The organism is Bacillus sp. YP1 (genome assembly GCF_000877815.1).
GTDB lineage: Bacteria > Bacillota > Bacilli > Bacillales > Bacillaceae > Bacillus > Bacillus subtilis.
The window spans coordinates 1,513,283-1,530,898 of the sequence record NZ_CP010014.1; the positions used below are offsets into that span (position 1 = coordinate 1,513,283).

Consider the following 17,616-nt stretch of genomic DNA (forward strand, 5'->3'; position numbering starts at 1 on the left):
TTCCGACACATTTACAATGAAGTTGTAACATTTGTTTTTTTAACATGATTGTTAAACCATTTAAACTTGACAAGGGCGATGAACACACTCATTCCCTGTGAAGGTTCTGTATGTTGAGAAAACTAGACAATGTACATGCCGACACTTTTTAAGCAACAACCAAGTTCATAGCAAGAGGAGGTGAAAGTATGACCCCAATTATGATGGTTCTCATCTCCATTTTGCTGATTCTACTCGGTTTAGTTGTTGGCTACTTTGTTCGTAAAACCATTGCCGAAGCGAAAATTGCGGGCGCACGCGGTGCAGCCGAGCAAATTCTTGAAGATGCGAAGCGTGATGCTGAAGCACTGAAAAAAGAAGCTCTGCTTGAAGCAAAGGATGAAATCCACAAACTTCGAATAGATGCTGAACAGGAAGTTCGTGAAAGACGAAATGAGCTTCAAAAACAAGAAAACCGTTTACTCCAAAAGGAGGAAAACCTTGATCGCAAACATGAGGGAATTGATAAACGGGAAGCGATGTTGGAGAAGAAAGATCATTCTCTGAATGAACGACAACAACATATTGAAGAGATGGAAAGCAAAGTGGATGAGATGATTCGTATGCAGCAGTCAGAGTTGGAACGAATTTCGAGTCTGACTCGTGATGAAGCAAAACAAATCATTCTTGAGCGGGTTGAAAACGAGCTTTCACATGACATCGCCATCATGACAAAAGAAACTGAAAACCGTGCGAAAGAAGAGGCGGATAAGAAAGCGAAAAACATTCTTTCACTCGCCTTACAGCGCTGCGCAGCGGACCACGTTGCCGAAACAACGGTATCAGTTGTCAATCTTCCAAATGATGAGATGAAAGGACGTATCATCGGACGGGAAGGGCGTAACATTCGTACGCTTGAAACGCTGACAGGAATTGACCTGATTATTGATGATACGCCTGAAGCTGTCATTCTTTCCGGATTTGATCCGATCAGACGTGAGACAGCCAGAATTGCTCTTGATAAACTCGTTCAGGATGGCCGTATTCATCCGGCACGGATTGAAGAAATGGTTGAAAAATCTCGCCGCGAGGTCGATGACTATATTCGTGAGATGGGTGAGCAAACGACATTTGAGGTTGGCGTTCACGGCCTCCACCCAGATCTCATCAAGATCCTCGGCCGCTTAAAGTTCCGTACAAGCTACGGTCAAAATGTGCTTAAGCATTCCATGGAAGTCGCATTCTTGGCCGGTCTAATGGCATCGGAGCTTGGTGAAGACGCAAAGCTTGCTAAACGTGCGGGTCTTCTTCACGACATCGGGAAAGCAATTGACCATGAAGTAGAAGGAAGCCACGTTGAAATCGGGGTAGAGCTTGCGACCAAATATAAAGAGCACCCAGTCGTGATTAACAGTATTGCATCACACCACGGGGATGAGGAGCCGACTTCCATTATCGCTGTGCTGGTAGCTGCAGCAGATGCGCTTTCCGCTGCAAGACCTGGCGCAAGAAGTGAGACGCTCGAGAATTATATTCGAAGACTTGAAAAACTTGAAGAAATTTCTGAGTCCTACGAAGGTGTTGAAAAATCATTTGCCATTCAGGCTGGACGCGAAGTGCGTATTATGGTGAAGCCGGATTCAATTAATGATCTTGAGGCTCATCGACTGGCGCGAGATATCCGCAAGCGAATTGAGGACGAGCTCGATTATCCAGGTCATATTAAGGTGACAGTAATCAGAGAGACTCGAGCCGTAGAGTATGCAAAATAAAGTGATGCGCTAAGCATCACTTTATTTTTTTGACGGCAAGGAATTTTCAAGAAGAAAGGATTTACAAAATGAGAATTTTATTTATCGGAGATGTTGTCGGTTCACCGGGCCGTGACATGGTCAAAGAATATGTACCAAAGCTAAAAACAAAATATAAGCCTCACTTTACCATTATTAATGGTGAAAACGCCGCACATGGAAAAGGCCTGACGGAAAAAATTTATCACAGCTTAATCCAGTCCGGCGCAGATGCAATCACAATGGGGAACCACACATGGGACAAAAAAGAAATATTTGATTTTATAGATGACGTTCCGAACTTGGTTCGCCCGGCAAACTTTCCTGAAGGAACACCGGGGAAAGGGATCACATATGTGAAAGCAAACGGCAAAGAACTAGCAGTCATTAATTTGCAGGGACGTACGTTTTTGCCGCCGCTTGATGACCCGTTTTTAAAAGCGGACGAATTGATCGCAGAAGCTGCGAAAAGAACACCGTACATTTTTATCGACTTTCATGCCGAAGCGACAAGTGAAAAGCTCGCACTTGGCTGGTACACGGATGGGAGGGCGTCGGCTGTAGTAGGAACTCATACACACGTGCAAACAGCGGATAACCGCATTTTGCCGAAGGGAACGGCATATATTACTGATGTGGGAATGACTGGCCCGTATGACGGTATACTGGGGATGGACAGAGAGACGATTATTAAGCGATTCAAAACGAACCTTCCAGTCCGGTTTACTGTCGCTGAAGGAAAAACAACGCTCAGCGGAGTTGTCATTGACATTGACGATCAAACGAAAAAAGCCGTGAAAATTGAGCGTATTTTAATCAACGATGATCACATGTTCTTTGAATAGTTGAACATATGGTTATTTTATAAAAATATTAAAAAGAAAAGCAGGAATATAGCAACTCCTTAGTGAATATAGTAAAAATGGAAGGTAGCCCGCTATTTTTGAAAAGCATTGTGGGGATGGCTTTTTGGATAGCAACATCTAATAATGATTGTTCTAATGAACACTCACTTATCCATTGTAAAACTAAGGGGGAGCAGAAATGGAAATCTTAAAAGTTTCAGCAAAATCGAGTCCAAATTCAGTGGCAGGTGCGCTTGCAGGCGTGTTGAGAGAGCGAGGAGCCGCCGAGATTCAAGCGATCGGAGCGGGTGCATTAAACCAGGCTGTAAAAGCTGTGGCGATTGCCAGGGGATTTGTGGCGCCTAGCGGCGTTGATTTGATTTGTATTCCGGCTTTTACAGATATTCAAATCGATGGGGAAGAAAGAACAGCGATTAAATTAATCGTGGAGCCTCGCTAAAAACAAATAAAGCATTCTCAACCTGTTTGCGTAATGCAAACAGGTTGTTTTTCATTTATTGTGATATTTTCTCCCAATAGTATTTTTAGCACATAAATGAGCGAATATACAAAATCAGAAATGAGCTAAAACGTTTCAAAAAAAATTCCGCTTATTTTTCAAGACAGATACTTTTGTCCTTATGGAGAAGACAGTGCTGTTTACGCTTATTCCATATCATGGTACAATCCGAATATAACAAGAATTTTTCAAGGAGGATTGTACATGCAGAGTGGAAAGATGAAAGCTCTAATGAAAAAGGACGGGGCGTTCGGTGCTGTGCTGACTGAAGTTCCCATTCCTGAGATTGATAAACATGAAGTCCTCATAAAAGTGAAAGCCGCTTCCATATGCGGCACGGATGTCCACATTTATAATTGGGATCAATGGGCACGTCAGAGAATCAAAACACCCTATGTTTTCGGCCATGAGTTCAGCGGCATCGTAGAGGACGTGGGAGAGAATGTCAGCAGTGTAAAAGTGGGAGAGTATGTGTCTGCGGAAACACACATTGTCTGTGGTGAATGTGTCCCTTGCCTAACAGGAAAATCTCATGTGTGTACCAATACTGCTATAATCGGAGTGGACACGGCAGGCTGTTTTGCGGAGTATGTAAAAGTTCCAGCTGATAACATTTGGAGAAATCCCGCTGATATGGACCCGACGATTGCTTCCATTCAAGAGCCTTTAGGAAATGCAGTTCATACCGTACTCGAGAGCCAGCCTGCAGGAGGAACGACTGCAGTCATTGGATGCGGACCGATTGGTCTTATGGCTGTTGCGGTTGCAAAAGCAGCAGGAGCTTCTCAGGTGATAGCGATTGATAAGAATGAATACAGGCTGAGGCTTGCAAAACAAATGGGAGCGACTTGTACTGTTTCTATTGAAAAAGAAGACCCGCTCAAAATTGTAAGCGCTTTAACGAGTGGGGAAGGAGCAGATCTTGTTTGTGAGATGTCGGGTCATCCCTCAGCGATTGCCCAAGGTCTTGCGATGGCTGCGAATGGCGGAAGATTTCATATTCTCAGCTTGCCGGAACATCCGGTGACAATTGATTTGACGAATAAAGTGGTATTTAAAGGGCTTACCATCCAAGGAATCACAGGAAGAAAAATGTTTTCAACATGGCGCCAGGTGTCTCAGTTGATCAGTTCAAACGTGATCGATCTTGAACCTGTTATTACCCATCAGTTTCCGTTAGAGGAGTTTGAAAAAGGTTTCGAACTGATGAGAAGCGGCCAGTGCGGAAAAGTAATTTTAATTCCATAAAGGGGGATAAACATGACGAAGGAATTTGATTTTTTAAAAGCAGAGCTTGATAGTATGAAAGAAAACCATACATGGCAAGACATAAAACAGCTTGAATCTATGCAGGGTCCATCTGTCACAGTGAATCACCAAAAAGTCATTCAGCTATCTTCTAATAATTACCTCGGATTCACTTCACATCCTAGACTCATCAATGCCGCACAGGAGGCCGTTCAGCAGTATGGAGCCGGCACCGGATCAGTGAGAACGATTGCCGGTACATTTACAATGCATCAAGAGCTTGAGAAAAAGCTGGCAGCCTTTAAAAAAACGGAGGCGGCACTTGTATTCCAATCAGGCTTCACAACAAACCAAGGCGTACTTTCAAGTATTCTATCAAAAGAGGACATTGTCATCTCAGATGAATTGAACCATGCCTCTATTATTGACGGAATACGACTGACAAAGGCGGATAAAAAGGTGTATCAGCACGTCAATATGAGTGATTTAGAGCGGGTGCTGAGAAAGTCAATGAATTATCGGATGCGTCTGATTGTGACAGACGGCGTATTTTCCATGGATGGCAACATAGCTCCTCTGCCTGATATTGTAGAGCTCGCTGAGAAATATGACGCATTTGTGATGGTGGATGACGCCCATGCATCCGGAGTACTTGGCGAAAACGGCAGGGGAACGGTGAATCACTTCGGCCTTGACGGCAGAGTTCATATTCAGGTCGGAACATTAAGCAAGGCAATCGGAGTGCTCGGCGGCTACGCTGCAGGTTCAAAGGTGCTGATCGATTATTTGCGCCATAAAGGTCGTCCATTTTTATTCAGCACATCTCATCCGCCGGCTGTCACTGCAGCTTGTATGGAAGCAATTGATGTCTTGCTTGAAGAGCCGGAGCATATGGAGCGCTTGTGGGAGAATACTGCCTATTTTAAAGCAATGCTTGTGAAAATGGGGCTGACTCTCACGAAGAGTGAAACGCCGATTCTTCCTATTTTAATAGGTGATGAAGGTGTGGCAAAGCAATTTTCAGATCAGCTCCTTTCTCACGGTGTTTTTGCCCAAAGTATCGTTTTCCCGACTGTAGCAAAGGGAAAAGCCAGAATTCGCACGATTATAACAGCAGAGCACACCAAAGATGAACTGGATCAGGCGCTTGATGTCATCGAAAAGACGGCAAAGGAGCTCCAGCTATTGTAACAAGAGGAAGAGTTTACTCTTCCTCTTTTGATTCCTTATTGATTATTATTCTCAATGAGTGTACAATGATAGGTTGCCAGTTGTGCAGAGCTTCAATAACCTTTATACTGAAGGGTGGAAGTTTGGTTTGAAAGGAGAAAATATGACATGAATGAAAAACAAAAATTAGAGAGCGGACAAGTTAATCCATCGGACAAAAAATCCGAGAAGGATTACAGCAAGTACTTTGAAGCTGTTTACATTCCGCCTTCTTTAAAAGACGCGAAAAAACGAGGCAAGGAAGCCGTTACTTATCATAATGACTTTAAAATTTCTGAACAATTTAAAGGATTGGGAGACGGAAGAAAGTTCTATATCCGTACGTACGGCTGCCAAATGAATGAACACGATACAGAGGTTATGGCAGGGATCTTTATGGCGCTCGGTTACGAAGCGACAAACTCTGTTGACGATGCCAATGTCATTTTGTTAAATACATGTGCAATCCGTGAAAATGCTGAAAATAAGGTGTTTGGTGAGCTCGGGCACTTAAAAGCACTGAAAAAAAACAATCCCGATCTAATTTTAGGCGTGTGCGGCTGTATGTCCCAAGAGGAATCAGTCGTGAACCGTATTTTGAAAAAACATCCGTTTGTCGATATGATTTTCGGAACGCATAACATTCATCGCCTGCCGGAGCTTTTGTCAGAAGCATACCTTTCAAAAGAAATGGTTGTAGAAGTTTGGTCTAAGGAAGGGGACGTTATTGAAAACCTTCCGAAAGTCCGAAATGGAAAAATTAAGGGCTGGGTCAATATCATGTACGGCTGTGACAAATTCTGTACGTATTGCATTGTGCCTTACACACGTGGAAAAGAAAGAAGCCGCCGCCCTGAGGATATCATTCAGGAAGTGAGAAGGCTTGCAAGTGAAGGCTATAAGGAAATTACTCTGTTAGGCCAAAACGTAAACGCGTATGGAAAAGACTTTGAAGATATGACGTACGGACTTGGTGATTTGATGGATGAACTGAGAAAAATCGATATCCCGAGAATCCGTTTTACAACGAGTCATCCGCGCGACTTTGACGACCGCCTCATTGAAGTGCTGGCAAAAGGCGGAAATCTGCTTGATCACATTCATCTTCCGGTTCAATCAGGAAGCTCAGAAGTTCTGAAGCTGATGGCCCGCAAATATGACAGAGAGCGTTACATGGAGCTGGTGCGAAAAATTAAAGAAGCAATGCCAAACGCTTCATTGACAACGGACATTATCGTCGGATTTCCAAATGAAACGGACGAACAGTTTGAAGAAACGCTTTCTCTATACCGTGAAGTGGAGTTTGACAGCGCCTATACGTTCATTTACTCTCCGCGTGAGGGCACTCCGGCTGCTAAGATGAAAGATAATGTACCGATGCGTGTGAAAAAAGAACGCCTGCAGCGTCTGAACGCGCTGGTGAATGAAATTTCTGCTAAAAAAATGAAGGAATACGAAGGCAAGGTTGTCGAAGTATTAGTTGAAGGTGAAAGCAAAAATAACCCTGATATTCTTGCCGGCTATACTGAAAAAAGCAAGCTTGTCAATTTTAAAGGGCCGAAGGAAGCCATCGGCAAAATCGTCCGCGTGAAAATCCAGCAAGCGAAAACATGGTCGCTTGACGGAGAAATGGTAGGAGAAGCAATCGAGGTGAAATAAGATGACGCTCTACTCAAAAAAAGACATTGTGCAGCAGGCACGAAACCTTGCAAAAATGATTTCTGAAACAGAAGAGGTTGATTTTTTCAAACGGGCTGAAGCGCAAATCAATGAGAATGACAAAGTGTCCACAATCGTTAATCAGATTAAAGCCCTGCAAAAGCAGGCTGTCAATCTGAAGCATTATGAAAAGCATGAAGCGCTCAAACAAGTAGAAGCAAAAATTGACGCGCTGCAAGAAGAGCTTGAAGAGATTCCTGTTATCCAGGAATTCAGAGACTCGCAGATGGAAGTAAATGACCTACTGCAGCTCGTTGCACACACCATTTCCAACCAAGTCACAAATGAAATCATCACATCAACCGGAGGCGACCTGCTGAAAGGGGAAACCGGTTCAAAGGTGAAGCATTCAAATAACAGTTGTTCTCTCTAAACACGGTGCCTTTACAGGCCCGTGTTTTTTTATCATTTGTGCGGTTAAAAATGAACTAAATAATCTATGTACCAAATGTTCAATTGGTTTTTCTGTGCTCAGCCGCGTATAAACTTTATCGCACTTATAAGTAAAGTTTCTAGGCACCCCTGCATACAATGGAACAGAAACTTTGTATTTTTATATTTTATTTATAAAAATGCACACTAGACAAATGCCCAGCATAAGATAACACGAAGAAGAACAAGGAGGCATGCCGGAATGTCTGAATACAGGGAAATTATTACGAAGGCAGTAGTAGCGAAAGGCCGAAAATTCACCCAATGCACCAACACCATCTCGCCTGAGAAAAAACCGAGCAGCATTTTGGGTGGTTGGATTATTAACCACAAGTATGACGCTGAAAAAATTGGAAAAACGGTAGAAATTGAAGGGTATTATGATATAAACGTATGGTACTCTTATGCGGACAACACAAAGACAGAGGTTGTCACAGAACGGGTAAAATATGTAGATGTCATTAAACTCAGATACAGAGACAATAATTACTTAGATGATGAGCATGAAGTGATTGCCAAAGTGCTTCAGCAGCCAAACTGCCTTGAAGTGACCATTTCGCCGAATGGAAATAAAATCGTTGTGCAGGCAGAAAGAGAATTTTTGGCGGAAGTGGTAGGGGAAACAAAGGTAGTTGTTGAGGTCAATCCTGACTGGGAAGAGGATGACGAGGAAGATTGGGAAGATGAGCTTGATGAAGAGCTTGAAGACATCAACCCGGAGTTTTTAGTGGGAGATCCTGAAGAATAAAAAAGGGACTAGGGGAGACAGTACCCCCAAGTCTCTTTTTTATATTGATATATCATTCTTTTATCACTTTTTGTTTATGTTATAATGAAGGTTGGAAAATAGAAACGTTGATACATAGTGAGGGATTAAACAATGGCCGGTTATACGCCTATGATACAGCAATATTTAAAAATAAAGGCAGAGCACCAGGATGCCTTTTTATTTTTTCGCCTGGGTGATTTTTATGAAATGTTTTTTGAGGACGCCAAAAAAGCGTCACAAGAGCTGGAAATTACGTTAACGAGCAGAGACGGCGGTGCGGCTGAAAAAATACCGATGTGCGGTGTGCCGTATCATTCTGCTTCCGCGTATATCGAACAGCTTATTAAAAAAGGATACAAAGTGGCGATCTGTGAACAGACGGAAGATCCGAAAGCCGCAAAGGGCGTTGTGAAAAGAGAAGTAGTTCAGCTGATTACGCCCGGAACTGTAATGGACGGCAAAGGCATCCATGAGTCGGAAAATAATTTTATCGCATCTGTTTCAGCCTGCTCGAACGGATACGGACTTGCGCTGTCTGATTTAACAACGGGAGAAAATTTGGCTGTTTTGATTGAACGGCTTGAAGACGTCATATCAGAAATTTATTCAGTCGGCGCACGGGAAATCGTGGTTTCAGGAAGCTTGGATGCCGATACAGTGGCACAGCTGAGAGAGCGGTGCGGTGCAACGATTTCAATTGAAGACGGAGAAACAGACGAACACGTAACGATCATTGAGCACTTAAATAATGAAGATATAACAAAAACATTTCTGCGCTTATATACGTATTTGAAAAGAACCCAAAAGCGCAGCCTTGATCATCTTCAGCCCGTGCAGGTGTATGAGCTTGAGGAAGCGATGAAAATTGACTTGTACTCAAAGCGTAATCTGGAGCTGACCGAAACGATTCGTTCGAAAAATAAAAAAGGCTCCCTTTTGTGGCTGCTGGATGAAACAAAAACGGCAATGGGAGGCCGGCTACTTAAACAGTGGATTGACCGGCCGCTTATCAGAGTCAATCAAATCGAAGAGCGCCAAGAAATGGTGGAAACATTAATGTCCCATTTCTTTGAACGGGAAGATCTGCGTGAACGTTTAAAAGAAGTATATGACTTAGAACGCCTTGCCGGCCGCGTTGCATTCGGAAATGTCAATGCCCGGGATTTGATTCAGCTGAAGGAATCGTTAAAGCAAGTGCCTGGCATCAAACAGCTGGTTGCTTCACTGGCTCATGACAAGGCCAAGGAACGTGCAAAGCGCATTGACCCTTGCGGGGATGTACTTGAACTGCTGGAAGAAGCGCTGTACGAAAACCCTCCTTTATCGGTAAAAGAAGGGAACCTGATTAAAGATGGTTATAATCAAAAGCTTGATGAATATCGTGATGCAAGCAGAAACGGAAAAGACTGGATTGCCCGCCTGGAACAGCAGGAGCGGGAATACACAGGCATTCGCTCTTTAAAGGTCGGCTTTAATAAAGTTTTCGGTTATTACATTGAAGTGACAAAAGCAAACTTGCATTTGCTTGAGGAAGGGCGTTATGAGCGGAAGCAGACGTTAACCAATGCAGAGCGCTACATTACACCTGAATTAAAAGAAAAAGAAGCGCTCATTTTAGAGGCGGAAAATAACATCTGTGAGCTGGAGTACGAGCTGTTTACCGAGCTGCGCGAGAAAGTGAAGCAGTATATTCCGCGGCTGCAGCAGCTTGCAAAACAGATGAGCGAGCTGGACGCACTGCAATGCTTTGCGACAATCAGTGAAAATCGCCACTACACGAAACCAGAGTTCTCTAAAGATGAAGTCGAAGTGATTGAAGGCAGACACCCGGTTGTTGAAAAAGTCATGGACAGCCAGGAATATGTCCCGAACAACTGTATGATGGGCGATAACAGACAAATGCTTCTCATTACAGGTCCAAACATGTCAGGGAAAAGCACGTATATGAGACAAATCGCGCTCATTTCCATTATGGCGCAAATCGGCTGCTTTGTACCCGCGAAAAAAGCGGTGCTTCCGATTTTTGATCAAATTTTTACGCGAATCGGCGCTGCAGATGATTTGATTTCCGGACAAAGTACATTTATGGTAGAAATGCTTGAAGCGAAAAATGCGATTGTCAATGCGACGAAAAACAGCCTCATTCTGTTTGATGAAATCGGGCGGGGAACGTCCACTTATGACGGCATGGCGCTGGCACAGGCGATTATTGAATATGTTCACGATCATATCGGCGCCAAGACGCTGTTCAGCACACACTATCACGAGCTGACCGTTCTTGAGGACAAGCTGCCCCAGCTGAAAAACGTTCATGTTCGCGCTGAAGAATATAACGGAACGGTTGTCTTTCTTCATCAAATTAAAGAAGGTGCCGCTGATAAAAGCTATGGTATCCATGTAGCTCAGCTTGCCGAACTGCCGGGAGATCTGATTGCGCGCGCTCAAGATATTTTAAAAGAGCTTGAGCATTCAGGAAACAAACCGGAAGTGCCGGTGCAGAAACCTCAGGTGAAAGAAGAGCCGGCACAGCTGTCCTTTTTTGACGAAGCGGAAAAGCCGGCTGAAACACCAAAGCTTTCAAAAAAAGAAAAGCAAGTGATCGATGCTTTCAAATCACTTAATATACTGGATATGACACCGCTTGAAGCGATGAATGAAATGTACAAGCTGCAAAAGAAATTACATTAAAACGGGGTGATGAATGTGGCAAAAGTCATCCAACTGTCAGATGAGCTTTCAAATAAAATAGCGGCGGGCGAGGTTGTGGAACGGCCCGCCTCAGTCGTCAAAGAATTGGTGGAAAATGCGATCGACGCTGACAGCACAGTCATTGAAATCGATATTGAGGAAGCAGGCCTTGCATCCATTCGGGTCTTGGATAACGGCGAAGGAATGGAGAATGAAGATTGCAAGCGAGCTTTCCGCCGCCACGCAACGAGTAAAATAAAAGATGAAAATGATTTATTCAGGGTGAGAACGCTCGGTTTCAGGGGAGAAGCCCTGCCGAGTATCGCGTCAGTCTCTCATCTGGAGATTACAACAAGCACTGGTGAAGGAGCTGGGACGAAGCTCGTCCTCCAAGGAGGAAACATCATTTCCGAATCGCGTTCCTCAAGCAGGAAGGGAACTGAAATTGTCGTTTCCAACCTGTTTTTTAACACACCGGCCCGTTTGAAATATATGAAAACCGTTCATACAGAGCTTGGAAACATTACGGATGTGGTTAACCGTATTGCTCTGGCGCATCCAGAGGTATCGATCCGCCTGCGCCATCATGGGAAAAACCTGCTTCAAACGAACGGAAACGGAGATGTGCGCCATGTACTGGCAGCGATTTACGGCACGGCTGTCGCCAAAAAAATGCTTCCGCTGCATGCGAGCTCCTTGGATTTTGAAGTAAAGGGATATATCGCCCTCCCAGAGATTACACGGGCGTCGAGAAACTATATGTCGTCTGTGGTCAATGGCCGTTACATTAAAAATTTCCCGCTCGTCAAAGCGGTTCATGAAGGCTATCATACGCTTCTGCCGATCGGACGCCATCCGATTACTTTTATAGAAATTACGATGGACCCGATTTTAGTCGATGTCAACGTGCATCCATCGAAGCTTGAGGTCCGGCTCAGCAAGGAAACAGAGCTTCATGACTTAATTCGTGACGGAATTAAAGATGTATTTAAACAGCAGCAGCTGATTCCGAGTGCCCAGCTCCCGAAAAAATCGGCACCTGTTATCAAAAATGAGCAGCAGTTCATAACCTTTGATGAAAAGCCTCCGGAAAAAAAAGTTCCGGAAAAATCGACTGCGCCATCTTATTCACCAATGAAGCTCAGCTCAGTCGTGAAAGAGCCGGTTGATGCGGAGGAAGAATTGCCACCTCTCCAATTTGATGCTCCTCCTATCGTTGATCAGAAACAAATCCTTGAGGTGTCCGATGTTTCAGCGAAAGAGCCAGATACATTTGAGCAGGAATGCCATGAGGGACAGCAGCAGCCAGCGTCTGAGCGGGTTCCGATTATGTACCCGATCGGCCAGATGCACGGGACTTATATATTGGCACAAAACGAAAACGGCCTGTATATTATCGACCAGCACGCCGCCCAAGAACGTATTAAATATGAGTACTTTCGTGAAAAGGTGGGGGAGGTTGAGCCTGAGGTGCAGGATATGATTGTACCGCTGACGTTCCACTACTCCACAAATGAGGCTTTGATTATTGAACAGCACAAACAAGAGCTCGAAAGCGTCGGTGTCTTTTTAGAGTCATTCGGCTCCAACAGTTACATCGTCCGCTGCCACCCGGCCTGGTTTCCAAAGGGAGAAGAAGCAGAGCTTATAGAAGAAATCATTCAGCAGGTGCTCGACTCCAAAAATATAGATATTAAAAAACTCCGCGAGGAAGCGGCGATTATGATGAGCTGCAAAGGCTCCATCAAAGCAAATCGCCACCTCAGAAACGATGAAATCAAAGCGCTTCTCGACGACCTCCGAAGCACATCAGACCCATTTACATGCCCGCACGGCCGCCCGATCATCATACACCATTCCACTTATGAGATGGAAAAGATGTTCAAACGCGTGATGTAGCGGGGGTGGTAGGCATTGATCCATTCTCTGAATGGATCAATGCTTTTTTTTGTACTCCTTCGAGTGTCAGATTATAAGAAACGGTTGTAAACGTGTGAGCAGTGTTAACGCATTATACTTCATGGTTCCTCCGTATAACAAAATATCCATTTACAGGCAATTGGGATTAATGTATATTTTGGGTGAGGAGGTGGAAACATATGGCATGTGGTCCGAAGATCATTATCTTTTTGGATGAACTTGATGATCCAAATGTGAGAATCATTTTAGAATGCAGAATTTAAATTACAACATTGTGTTTTGCTCCCTGTTCGTGTGAACAGGGAGATTTTTTCGTTTATATAACTGGTGATGTCCAAATATAGGGTGTTATGAATTTTCCATATCTGCCATCGGCTTTAAGCTGCTTCTCTATTAGGCTGGTTATCAAAAGCAAGTTCAATGATAGCCATGAAAGCTGATATCACAACAAGCAAGACATCTGGAATATAAATAGACTGCATAAAGTAATCTGCAAAACAGATCGTTATAAGATTGCTGATAAAATACAGTATAAAAGCAAAAAGTGCAGTCTTTTTCAATGAAAGTGATTTTGCCAAAATGATAGAGATAATCTTTGTGAGTGGGTCTATGATTAATCCTACAGCAAAGCAGGCTAAAATAAATAAAGCTAATGTTTGATTGGAAGCGTATGTGATGCCAAGTATGGAGAATAAGCCTTTCATCCCGAAGAAAAAGCCGCCGAAGATGACTGCAAGCGCAATGGCCGCGATAAAAGTGATAGATACAATTCCGATTAATTTTGATCTCAGGTTAAAATCTTTAGAGTGCTCGTTCTGTTCTTTTTGTTTCAAGTATGACACTCCCTTCACCTGCTTACTCATACAAACAGCACCCTTGAATCAGCCCAAAATATCTATAAGTCTATTTTCTAACGAAAATAGTATAGCATATTTTAACAAAACCAAAAAAGGCCCTTTCCACTAGGGAAAGGCCTTTTTCATCATGTTAACTCCTGAGATTCGCCGAAGCTTTCTCTTTTTTTGGCCAAATAAAATAGCTGGCTGTAATGAGAAAGTCAATGCCTATAATGACAGTCCACAGTTTAAGAATGCCGCTCAACGCCTCGGTTCGGGCAGAGTCATTGATAAAATAGATCATCCCTGCCAATAGTCCCGCACCAATTAAGTAGGCCAGCACATGTCTTAGCCAGCCTTTCGCACCGTGCTTGGCATGGTCCATTCCAAAACGTTTCAGCGGTTTTGCGCCTTTTTTTGTCACATAATATTGAAATTTTTCATCTGCCCATTGAATCATTTGTTTTCCATAAGCGATCGATATACCGATGTAAACAGCTGCAATCCCATGGGCTGCGGTCGCTGAGGCTCCGCGGTAAAGGTCCACACCAGTTGCCGCTAACAAGATCAAATCGATAACTGGAGTTAAGGCAAGGAATAGCAGTCCTAATGTATGTCGTTTGAATACGTAGCGTACAGCAAGCCCCAAAACAATGACAACCCAAAACGCAATTTCACAGAAAACAATCATCCATGCGATACCGTTCAATCCATTCCCCTCTTTTCAATACAGTTGTATTATTTAAATAATATGTTACCATCTTTGTTTTTGTAACACAACTGTATTATAAAAATTGCTCTCTCATTTTTTTCTTGTTACAATAAAGCTATGCCAAAACAAATTGACCATGAGAAAAGAAGAAAACAAATTGCAGAAGCAACGTGGCGTGTCATTTTAGAACGAGGGATGGAGGGAGCATCAGCCAGGAACATTGCAAAGGAAGCAGGATTGTCATTAGGTGCGCTGCGCCATTATTTCTCTACACAGGATGAATTGCTTGCTTTTGCAATGAAACTTGTCCAAGAAAAGGTGACGGACCGAATTAAGGACATTGCAGTGAGGGATTTGCTCCCTAAGAAAAAAGTGTTGCAAATTTTGCTTGAAATGGTCCCAACGAATGAAGAAACGATTAGAGAGATGGAGGTTTGGTTTGCTTTTACTGCTTACGCCAGACATAAAAAGGATATGTTTGATGCGAATCATGACGGGATTTTCAGCGGCATGCGGAATCTGATTGCCTATTTAGATGAATCCGATTTACTGAAGCAGAATGCTGATAAAGACATTGAAGCTGAGAGACTTTACGCGCTTGTTGACGGCTTGGCTTTACATGCCATGCTTGACCCTGTGCGCGTGAATAAAGACCGAATCAAGCGGGTCATTATGCAGCATGTAGAGTCAATTTGCGTGGAAGATACACGTGAGACACAAAAACGACATCCTTAAGGCACTAGTGCGAAAAGCGATTCTTGTTGGGCATCGTCCAAAAGAGTCGCTTTTTTATTTTCAAAGAACAAGGATCTCTGAAAAAAATGGAAAACAATCATGCTGTTTGGTAAAGTGGAATGAAAGACGGACTGAGGGGTGAACACTGGTCCATCGTTTAAGAACTTTACATGATAGGGATGGTATAAATGAATCTTACTTACAAGGTGCATCCAATTAAAACAAGGTATCAGGGCTGGACGAATTATTGCTATATCATTGAAGATATTGTAAGCAGATCTGCAATTGTTGTTGATCCCTCATGGGAATTGAGTAAGATAACCACTACACTTTCTGAACTCGAAGCGGAATTAAAGGCAGTCGCATTGACACACTCTCATTATGATCATGTAAATCTGGTAGACCCGCTGACGAAGATGTTTAACGCTCAAGTTTATATGTCAAAAAAAGAAATTGATTATTATCAATTCCGATGCAGGAATTTAATTAGCCTAGATGATCATCAGACAATCAGCATAGGAAACACAAGAGCACAATGCCTTCTCACACCGGGGCATACAGCCGGCGGAATGTGTTATTTGTTTTCTGAGAGTATTTTTACCGGAGATACGGTGTTTACAGAAGGGTGCGGCATATGTGAGGATGATGGCAGCTCTGCGGAAGAGATGTTTGATAGTATTCAAAGAATAAAGTCGGAGGTTTCACCCCATGTACGGGTGTATCCTGGTCACTCATTTGGCAAATTGCCCGGCCATTCGATAAAGGATCTTTATCAGCATAATATTTACTTTCAAATTGATAAGAAAGAATATTTTGTGAAATTTCGCACTCGTAAAAACCAAAAAGGTATTTTTGATTTTAAATAATCCTTCTGAATCTATTATCCTATTTTTCTTCGAATATCTAAATGATTTTTATTTTCGAAAATGATTACATAGATGGGTGTTATTTATTTTGAAAACTCATTTGAAAGAAAATGAAGCGCATTATCATGATATGGCGCCCTATACGTAATCCGGGTCTTTTTTCTTATGTTCTGTTATATCTCCTGATCCTTTATTCCTCAATGGAAAAAAGCAGAAAAACAATCGAGCAAACTGTAGGAAAAATTAACTTGACGGATAATATTTACAGAGGTTACCATCAACATGAACATGCTACTATTTATCCGGTCATCACTATTATAAAGTCATACAGAAGTGAAACACATCTACTAATCGGAAGGGTGGCTTTGAGAGAATGATCACATATGTTTTTCCAGGTCAGGGTTCACAGAAACAGGGAATGGGCAGCGGCCTATTCGATGAATTTAAAGAACTGACGGATCAGGCAGATGAGATCTTAGGATATTCAATCAAACGTCTTTGCCTGGAAAATCCTTATTCCAATTTAAACAAAACGCAATTTACTCAGCCGGCGTTATATGTGGTAAACGCACTAAGCTATCTGAAAAAAATCAAGGATGAAGAAGTTAAACCTGACTTTGTCGCCGGGCACAGCTTGGGTGAATACAATGCGTTATTTGCAGCTGAAGCCTTTGATTTTAAGACAGGTTTACAGCTTGTCAGAAAAAGAGGCGAACTGATGAGTCAGATAAGCAACGGCGGTATGGCAGCTGTTATGGGACTAAATGAAGAGCAGGTTGCAAAGGCTCTGAAAGAATATCATTTACATGATGTTGATATCGCTAATGTGAATGCCCCATATCAAATTGTAATTTCAGGAAAAAAAGATGAGATTGAAAAAGCCGCATCTCTTTTTAAAACGATGACTGAAGTTACAATGGTACTCCCCTTAAACGTAAGCGGCGCGTTTCATTCCAGATACATGAATAAAGCAAAAGAAGAATTCGAGGAATTCCTTCATGCCTTTTATTTTTCGCCTCCGTCTATCCCGGTTATTTCTAATGTGTATGCCAAACCGTATACATACGAATTCATGAAACAGACGCTGGCTGATCAAATTAATCACTCAGTGAAATGGACTGACAGCATAAGATACTTAATGAAAAAAGGCCATATGGAGTTTGAGGAGGTAGGGCCTGGAAATGTTTTAACTGGGTTAATTCATCGCATAAAGAAAGATGCGGAAGCAATGCCCCGCTAAAGCATTTGCCCCTATGGCCGTGTACCTCATCAATCAGGTCTAAACACAGATTTCCTTTCATTTAAGGTATAAAGTTTTAAAGATTCAATCGTTCGATTGACACTGTTT

At 42.8% G+C, this 17,616-nt stretch carries 16 protein-coding genes; 14 read left to right on the top strand and 2 right to left on the bottom strand.

The window, feature by feature from the left end; genetic code table 11:
• Window positions 1–188: 188 nt before the first annotated feature.
• The 10 genes from rny to mutL all read left to right on the top strand — a co-directional run bounded on the left by rny (window position 189) and on the right by mutL (window position 13,098).
• Window positions 189–1,751 carry a ribonuclease Y gene (gene rny, locus QF06_RS07520; RefSeq protein WP_003221010.1) on the top strand — a complete coding sequence of 521 codons (1,563 nt, stop codon included), beginning with the start codon at window positions 189–191 and terminating at the stop codon, window positions 1,749–1,751.
• Between the two features lie 68 nt (window positions 1,752–1,819).
• A complete protein-coding gene (ymdB, locus tag QF06_RS07525) occupies window positions 1,820–2,614 on the top strand; it encodes a 2',3'-cyclic-nucleotide 2'-phosphodiesterase (protein WP_003245138.1) in 795 nt (264 codons plus the stop codon).
• Between the two features lie 199 nt (window positions 2,615–2,813).
• On the top strand, window positions 2,814–3,074 hold the full coding sequence (gene spoVS, locus QF06_RS07530; RefSeq protein ID WP_003154135.1) for a stage V sporulation protein SpoVS: 261 nt from the start codon (window positions 2,814–2,816) through the stop codon (window positions 3,072–3,074).
• A gap of 264 nt (window positions 3,075–3,338) precedes the next feature.
• On the top strand, window positions 3,339–4,382 hold the full coding sequence (tdh, locus tag QF06_RS07535; RefSeq protein ID WP_015715902.1) for an L-threonine 3-dehydrogenase: 1,044 nt from the start codon (window positions 3,339–3,341) through the stop codon (window positions 4,380–4,382).
• Window positions 4,383–4,394: 12 nt separating this feature from the next.
• Complete coding sequence (locus QF06_RS07540; protein ID WP_015715903.1) at window positions 4,395–5,573, top strand: glycine C-acetyltransferase; 1,179 nt, start codon at window positions 4,395–4,397, stop codon at window positions 5,571–5,573.
• 147 nt (window positions 5,574–5,720) lie between these two features.
• Window positions 5,721–7,250: a tRNA (N6-isopentenyl adenosine(37)-C2)-methylthiotransferase MiaB gene (miaB, locus tag QF06_RS07545; RefSeq protein ID WP_014664026.1), complete on the top strand. Its 1,530-nt coding sequence runs from the start codon at window positions 5,721–5,723 to the stop codon at window positions 7,248–7,250.
• A gap of 1 nt (window position 7,251) precedes the next feature.
• Entirely contained in the window at window positions 7,252–7,683 is a 432-nt protein-coding gene (gene ricA / locus QF06_RS07550; RefSeq protein ID WP_003231834.1) for a regulatory iron-sulfur-containing complex subunit RicA, read from the top strand.
• Window positions 7,684–7,944: 261 nt separating this feature from the next.
• On the top strand, window positions 7,945–8,490 hold the full coding sequence (gene cotE, locus QF06_RS07555; RefSeq protein WP_003231833.1) for an outer spore coat protein CotE: 546 nt from the start codon (window positions 7,945–7,947) through the stop codon (window positions 8,488–8,490).
• Window positions 8,491–8,622: 132 nt separating this feature from the next.
• Window positions 8,623–11,199, top strand: a complete 2,577-nt coding sequence (gene mutS, locus QF06_RS07560; protein WP_003244841.1) for a DNA mismatch repair protein MutS — start codon at window positions 8,623–8,625, stop codon at window positions 11,197–11,199.
• Between the two features lie 15 nt (window positions 11,200–11,214).
• The gene (gene mutL / locus QF06_RS07565; RefSeq protein WP_041850821.1) at window positions 11,215–13,098 is read left to right on the top strand and encodes a DNA mismatch repair endonuclease MutL; all 1,884 of its coding nucleotides are present in this window, start codon (window positions 11,215–11,217) and stop codon (window positions 13,096–13,098) included.
• A 398-nt stretch (window positions 13,099–13,496) separates the two neighbouring features.
• Here mutL and QF06_RS07570 read toward each other — a convergent pair whose 3' ends face one another.
• Together QF06_RS07570 and QF06_RS07575 are read right to left on the bottom strand one after the other, a co-directional pair.
• On the bottom strand, window positions 13,497–13,952 hold the full coding sequence (locus QF06_RS07570) for a regulatory YrvL family protein (protein WP_080332606.1): 456 nt from the start codon (window positions 13,950–13,952) through the stop codon (window positions 13,497–13,499).
• Between the two features lie 154 nt (window positions 13,953–14,106).
• Window positions 14,107–14,664 carry a hypothetical protein gene (locus QF06_RS07575; RefSeq protein WP_038428985.1) on the bottom strand — a complete coding sequence of 186 codons (558 nt, stop codon included), beginning with the start codon at window positions 14,662–14,664 and terminating at the stop codon, window positions 14,107–14,109.
• 120 nt (window positions 14,665–14,784) lie between these two features.
• Here QF06_RS07575 and QF06_RS07580 point away from each other — a divergent pair, with 120 nt between their 5' ends.
• The 4 genes from QF06_RS07580 to fabD all read left to right on the top strand — a co-directional run bounded on the left by QF06_RS07580 (window position 14,785) and on the right by fabD (window position 17,508).
• The gene (locus QF06_RS07580; protein WP_021479267.1) at window positions 14,785–15,402 is read left to right on the top strand and encodes a TetR/AcrR family transcriptional regulator; all 618 of its coding nucleotides are present in this window, start codon (window positions 14,785–14,787) and stop codon (window positions 15,400–15,402) included.
• A 188-nt stretch (window positions 15,403–15,590) separates the two neighbouring features.
• Complete coding sequence (locus QF06_RS07585; RefSeq protein ID WP_029726478.1) at window positions 15,591–16,268, top strand: MBL fold metallo-hydrolase; 678 nt, start codon at window positions 15,591–15,593, stop codon at window positions 16,266–16,268.
• A gap of 110 nt (window positions 16,269–16,378) precedes the next feature.
• Window positions 16,379–16,645 (top strand): hypothetical protein, encoded by a 267-nt coding sequence (locus tag QF06_RS07590; RefSeq protein WP_120363368.1) that lies wholly within the window; start codon window positions 16,379–16,381, stop codon window positions 16,643–16,645.
• Window positions 16,642–17,508 carry an ACP S-malonyltransferase gene (gene fabD, locus QF06_RS07595; RefSeq protein WP_015715909.1) on the top strand — a complete coding sequence of 289 codons (867 nt, stop codon included), beginning with the start codon at window positions 16,642–16,644 and terminating at the stop codon, window positions 17,506–17,508. The genes QF06_RS07590 and fabD overlap by 4 nt, the downstream gene beginning before the upstream one ends.
• Window positions 17,509–17,616 lie beyond the last annotated feature (108 nt).

What these genes read in the sequence shown, in the direction of transcription:
- mutS (WP_003244841.1), top strand. Translation starts at nt 8,623, where the DNA reads ATGGCCGGTTATACGCCTATGATACAGCAATATTTAAAAATAAAGGCA.
- QF06_RS07540 (WP_015715903.1), top strand. Translation starts at nt 4,395, where the DNA reads ATGACGAAGGAATTTGATTTTTTAAAAGCAGAGCTTGATAGTATGAAA.
- QF06_RS07580 (WP_021479267.1), top strand. Translation starts at nt 14,785, where the DNA reads ATGCCAAAACAAATTGACCATGAGAAAAGAAGAAAACAAATTGCAGAA.
- QF06_RS07585 (WP_029726478.1), top strand. Translation starts at nt 15,591, where the DNA reads ATGAATCTTACTTACAAGGTGCATCCAATTAAAACAAGGTATCAGGGC.
- miaB (WP_014664026.1), top strand. Translation starts at nt 5,721, where the DNA reads ATGAATGAAAAACAAAAATTAGAGAGCGGACAAGTTAATCCATCGGAC.
- spoVS (WP_003154135.1), top strand. Translation starts at nt 2,814, where the DNA reads ATGGAAATCTTAAAAGTTTCAGCAAAATCGAGTCCAAATTCAGTGGCA.
- tdh (WP_015715902.1), top strand. Translation starts at nt 3,339, where the DNA reads ATGCAGAGTGGAAAGATGAAAGCTCTAATGAAAAAGGACGGGGCGTTC.
- ymdB (WP_003245138.1), top strand. Translation starts at nt 1,820, where the DNA reads ATGAGAATTTTATTTATCGGAGATGTTGTCGGTTCACCGGGCCGTGAC.
- ricA (WP_003231834.1), top strand. Translation starts at nt 7,252, where the DNA reads ATGACGCTCTACTCAAAAAAAGACATTGTGCAGCAGGCACGAAACCTT.
- rny (WP_003221010.1), top strand. Translation starts at nt 189, where the DNA reads ATGACCCCAATTATGATGGTTCTCATCTCCATTTTGCTGATTCTACTC.
- cotE (WP_003231833.1), top strand. Translation starts at nt 7,945, where the DNA reads ATGTCTGAATACAGGGAAATTATTACGAAGGCAGTAGTAGCGAAAGGC.
- QF06_RS07590 (WP_120363368.1), top strand. Translation starts at nt 16,379, where the DNA reads ATGAAGCGCATTATCATGATATGGCGCCCTATACGTAATCCGGGTCTT.
- fabD (WP_015715909.1), top strand. Translation starts at nt 16,642, where the DNA reads ATGATCACATATGTTTTTCCAGGTCAGGGTTCACAGAAACAGGGAATG.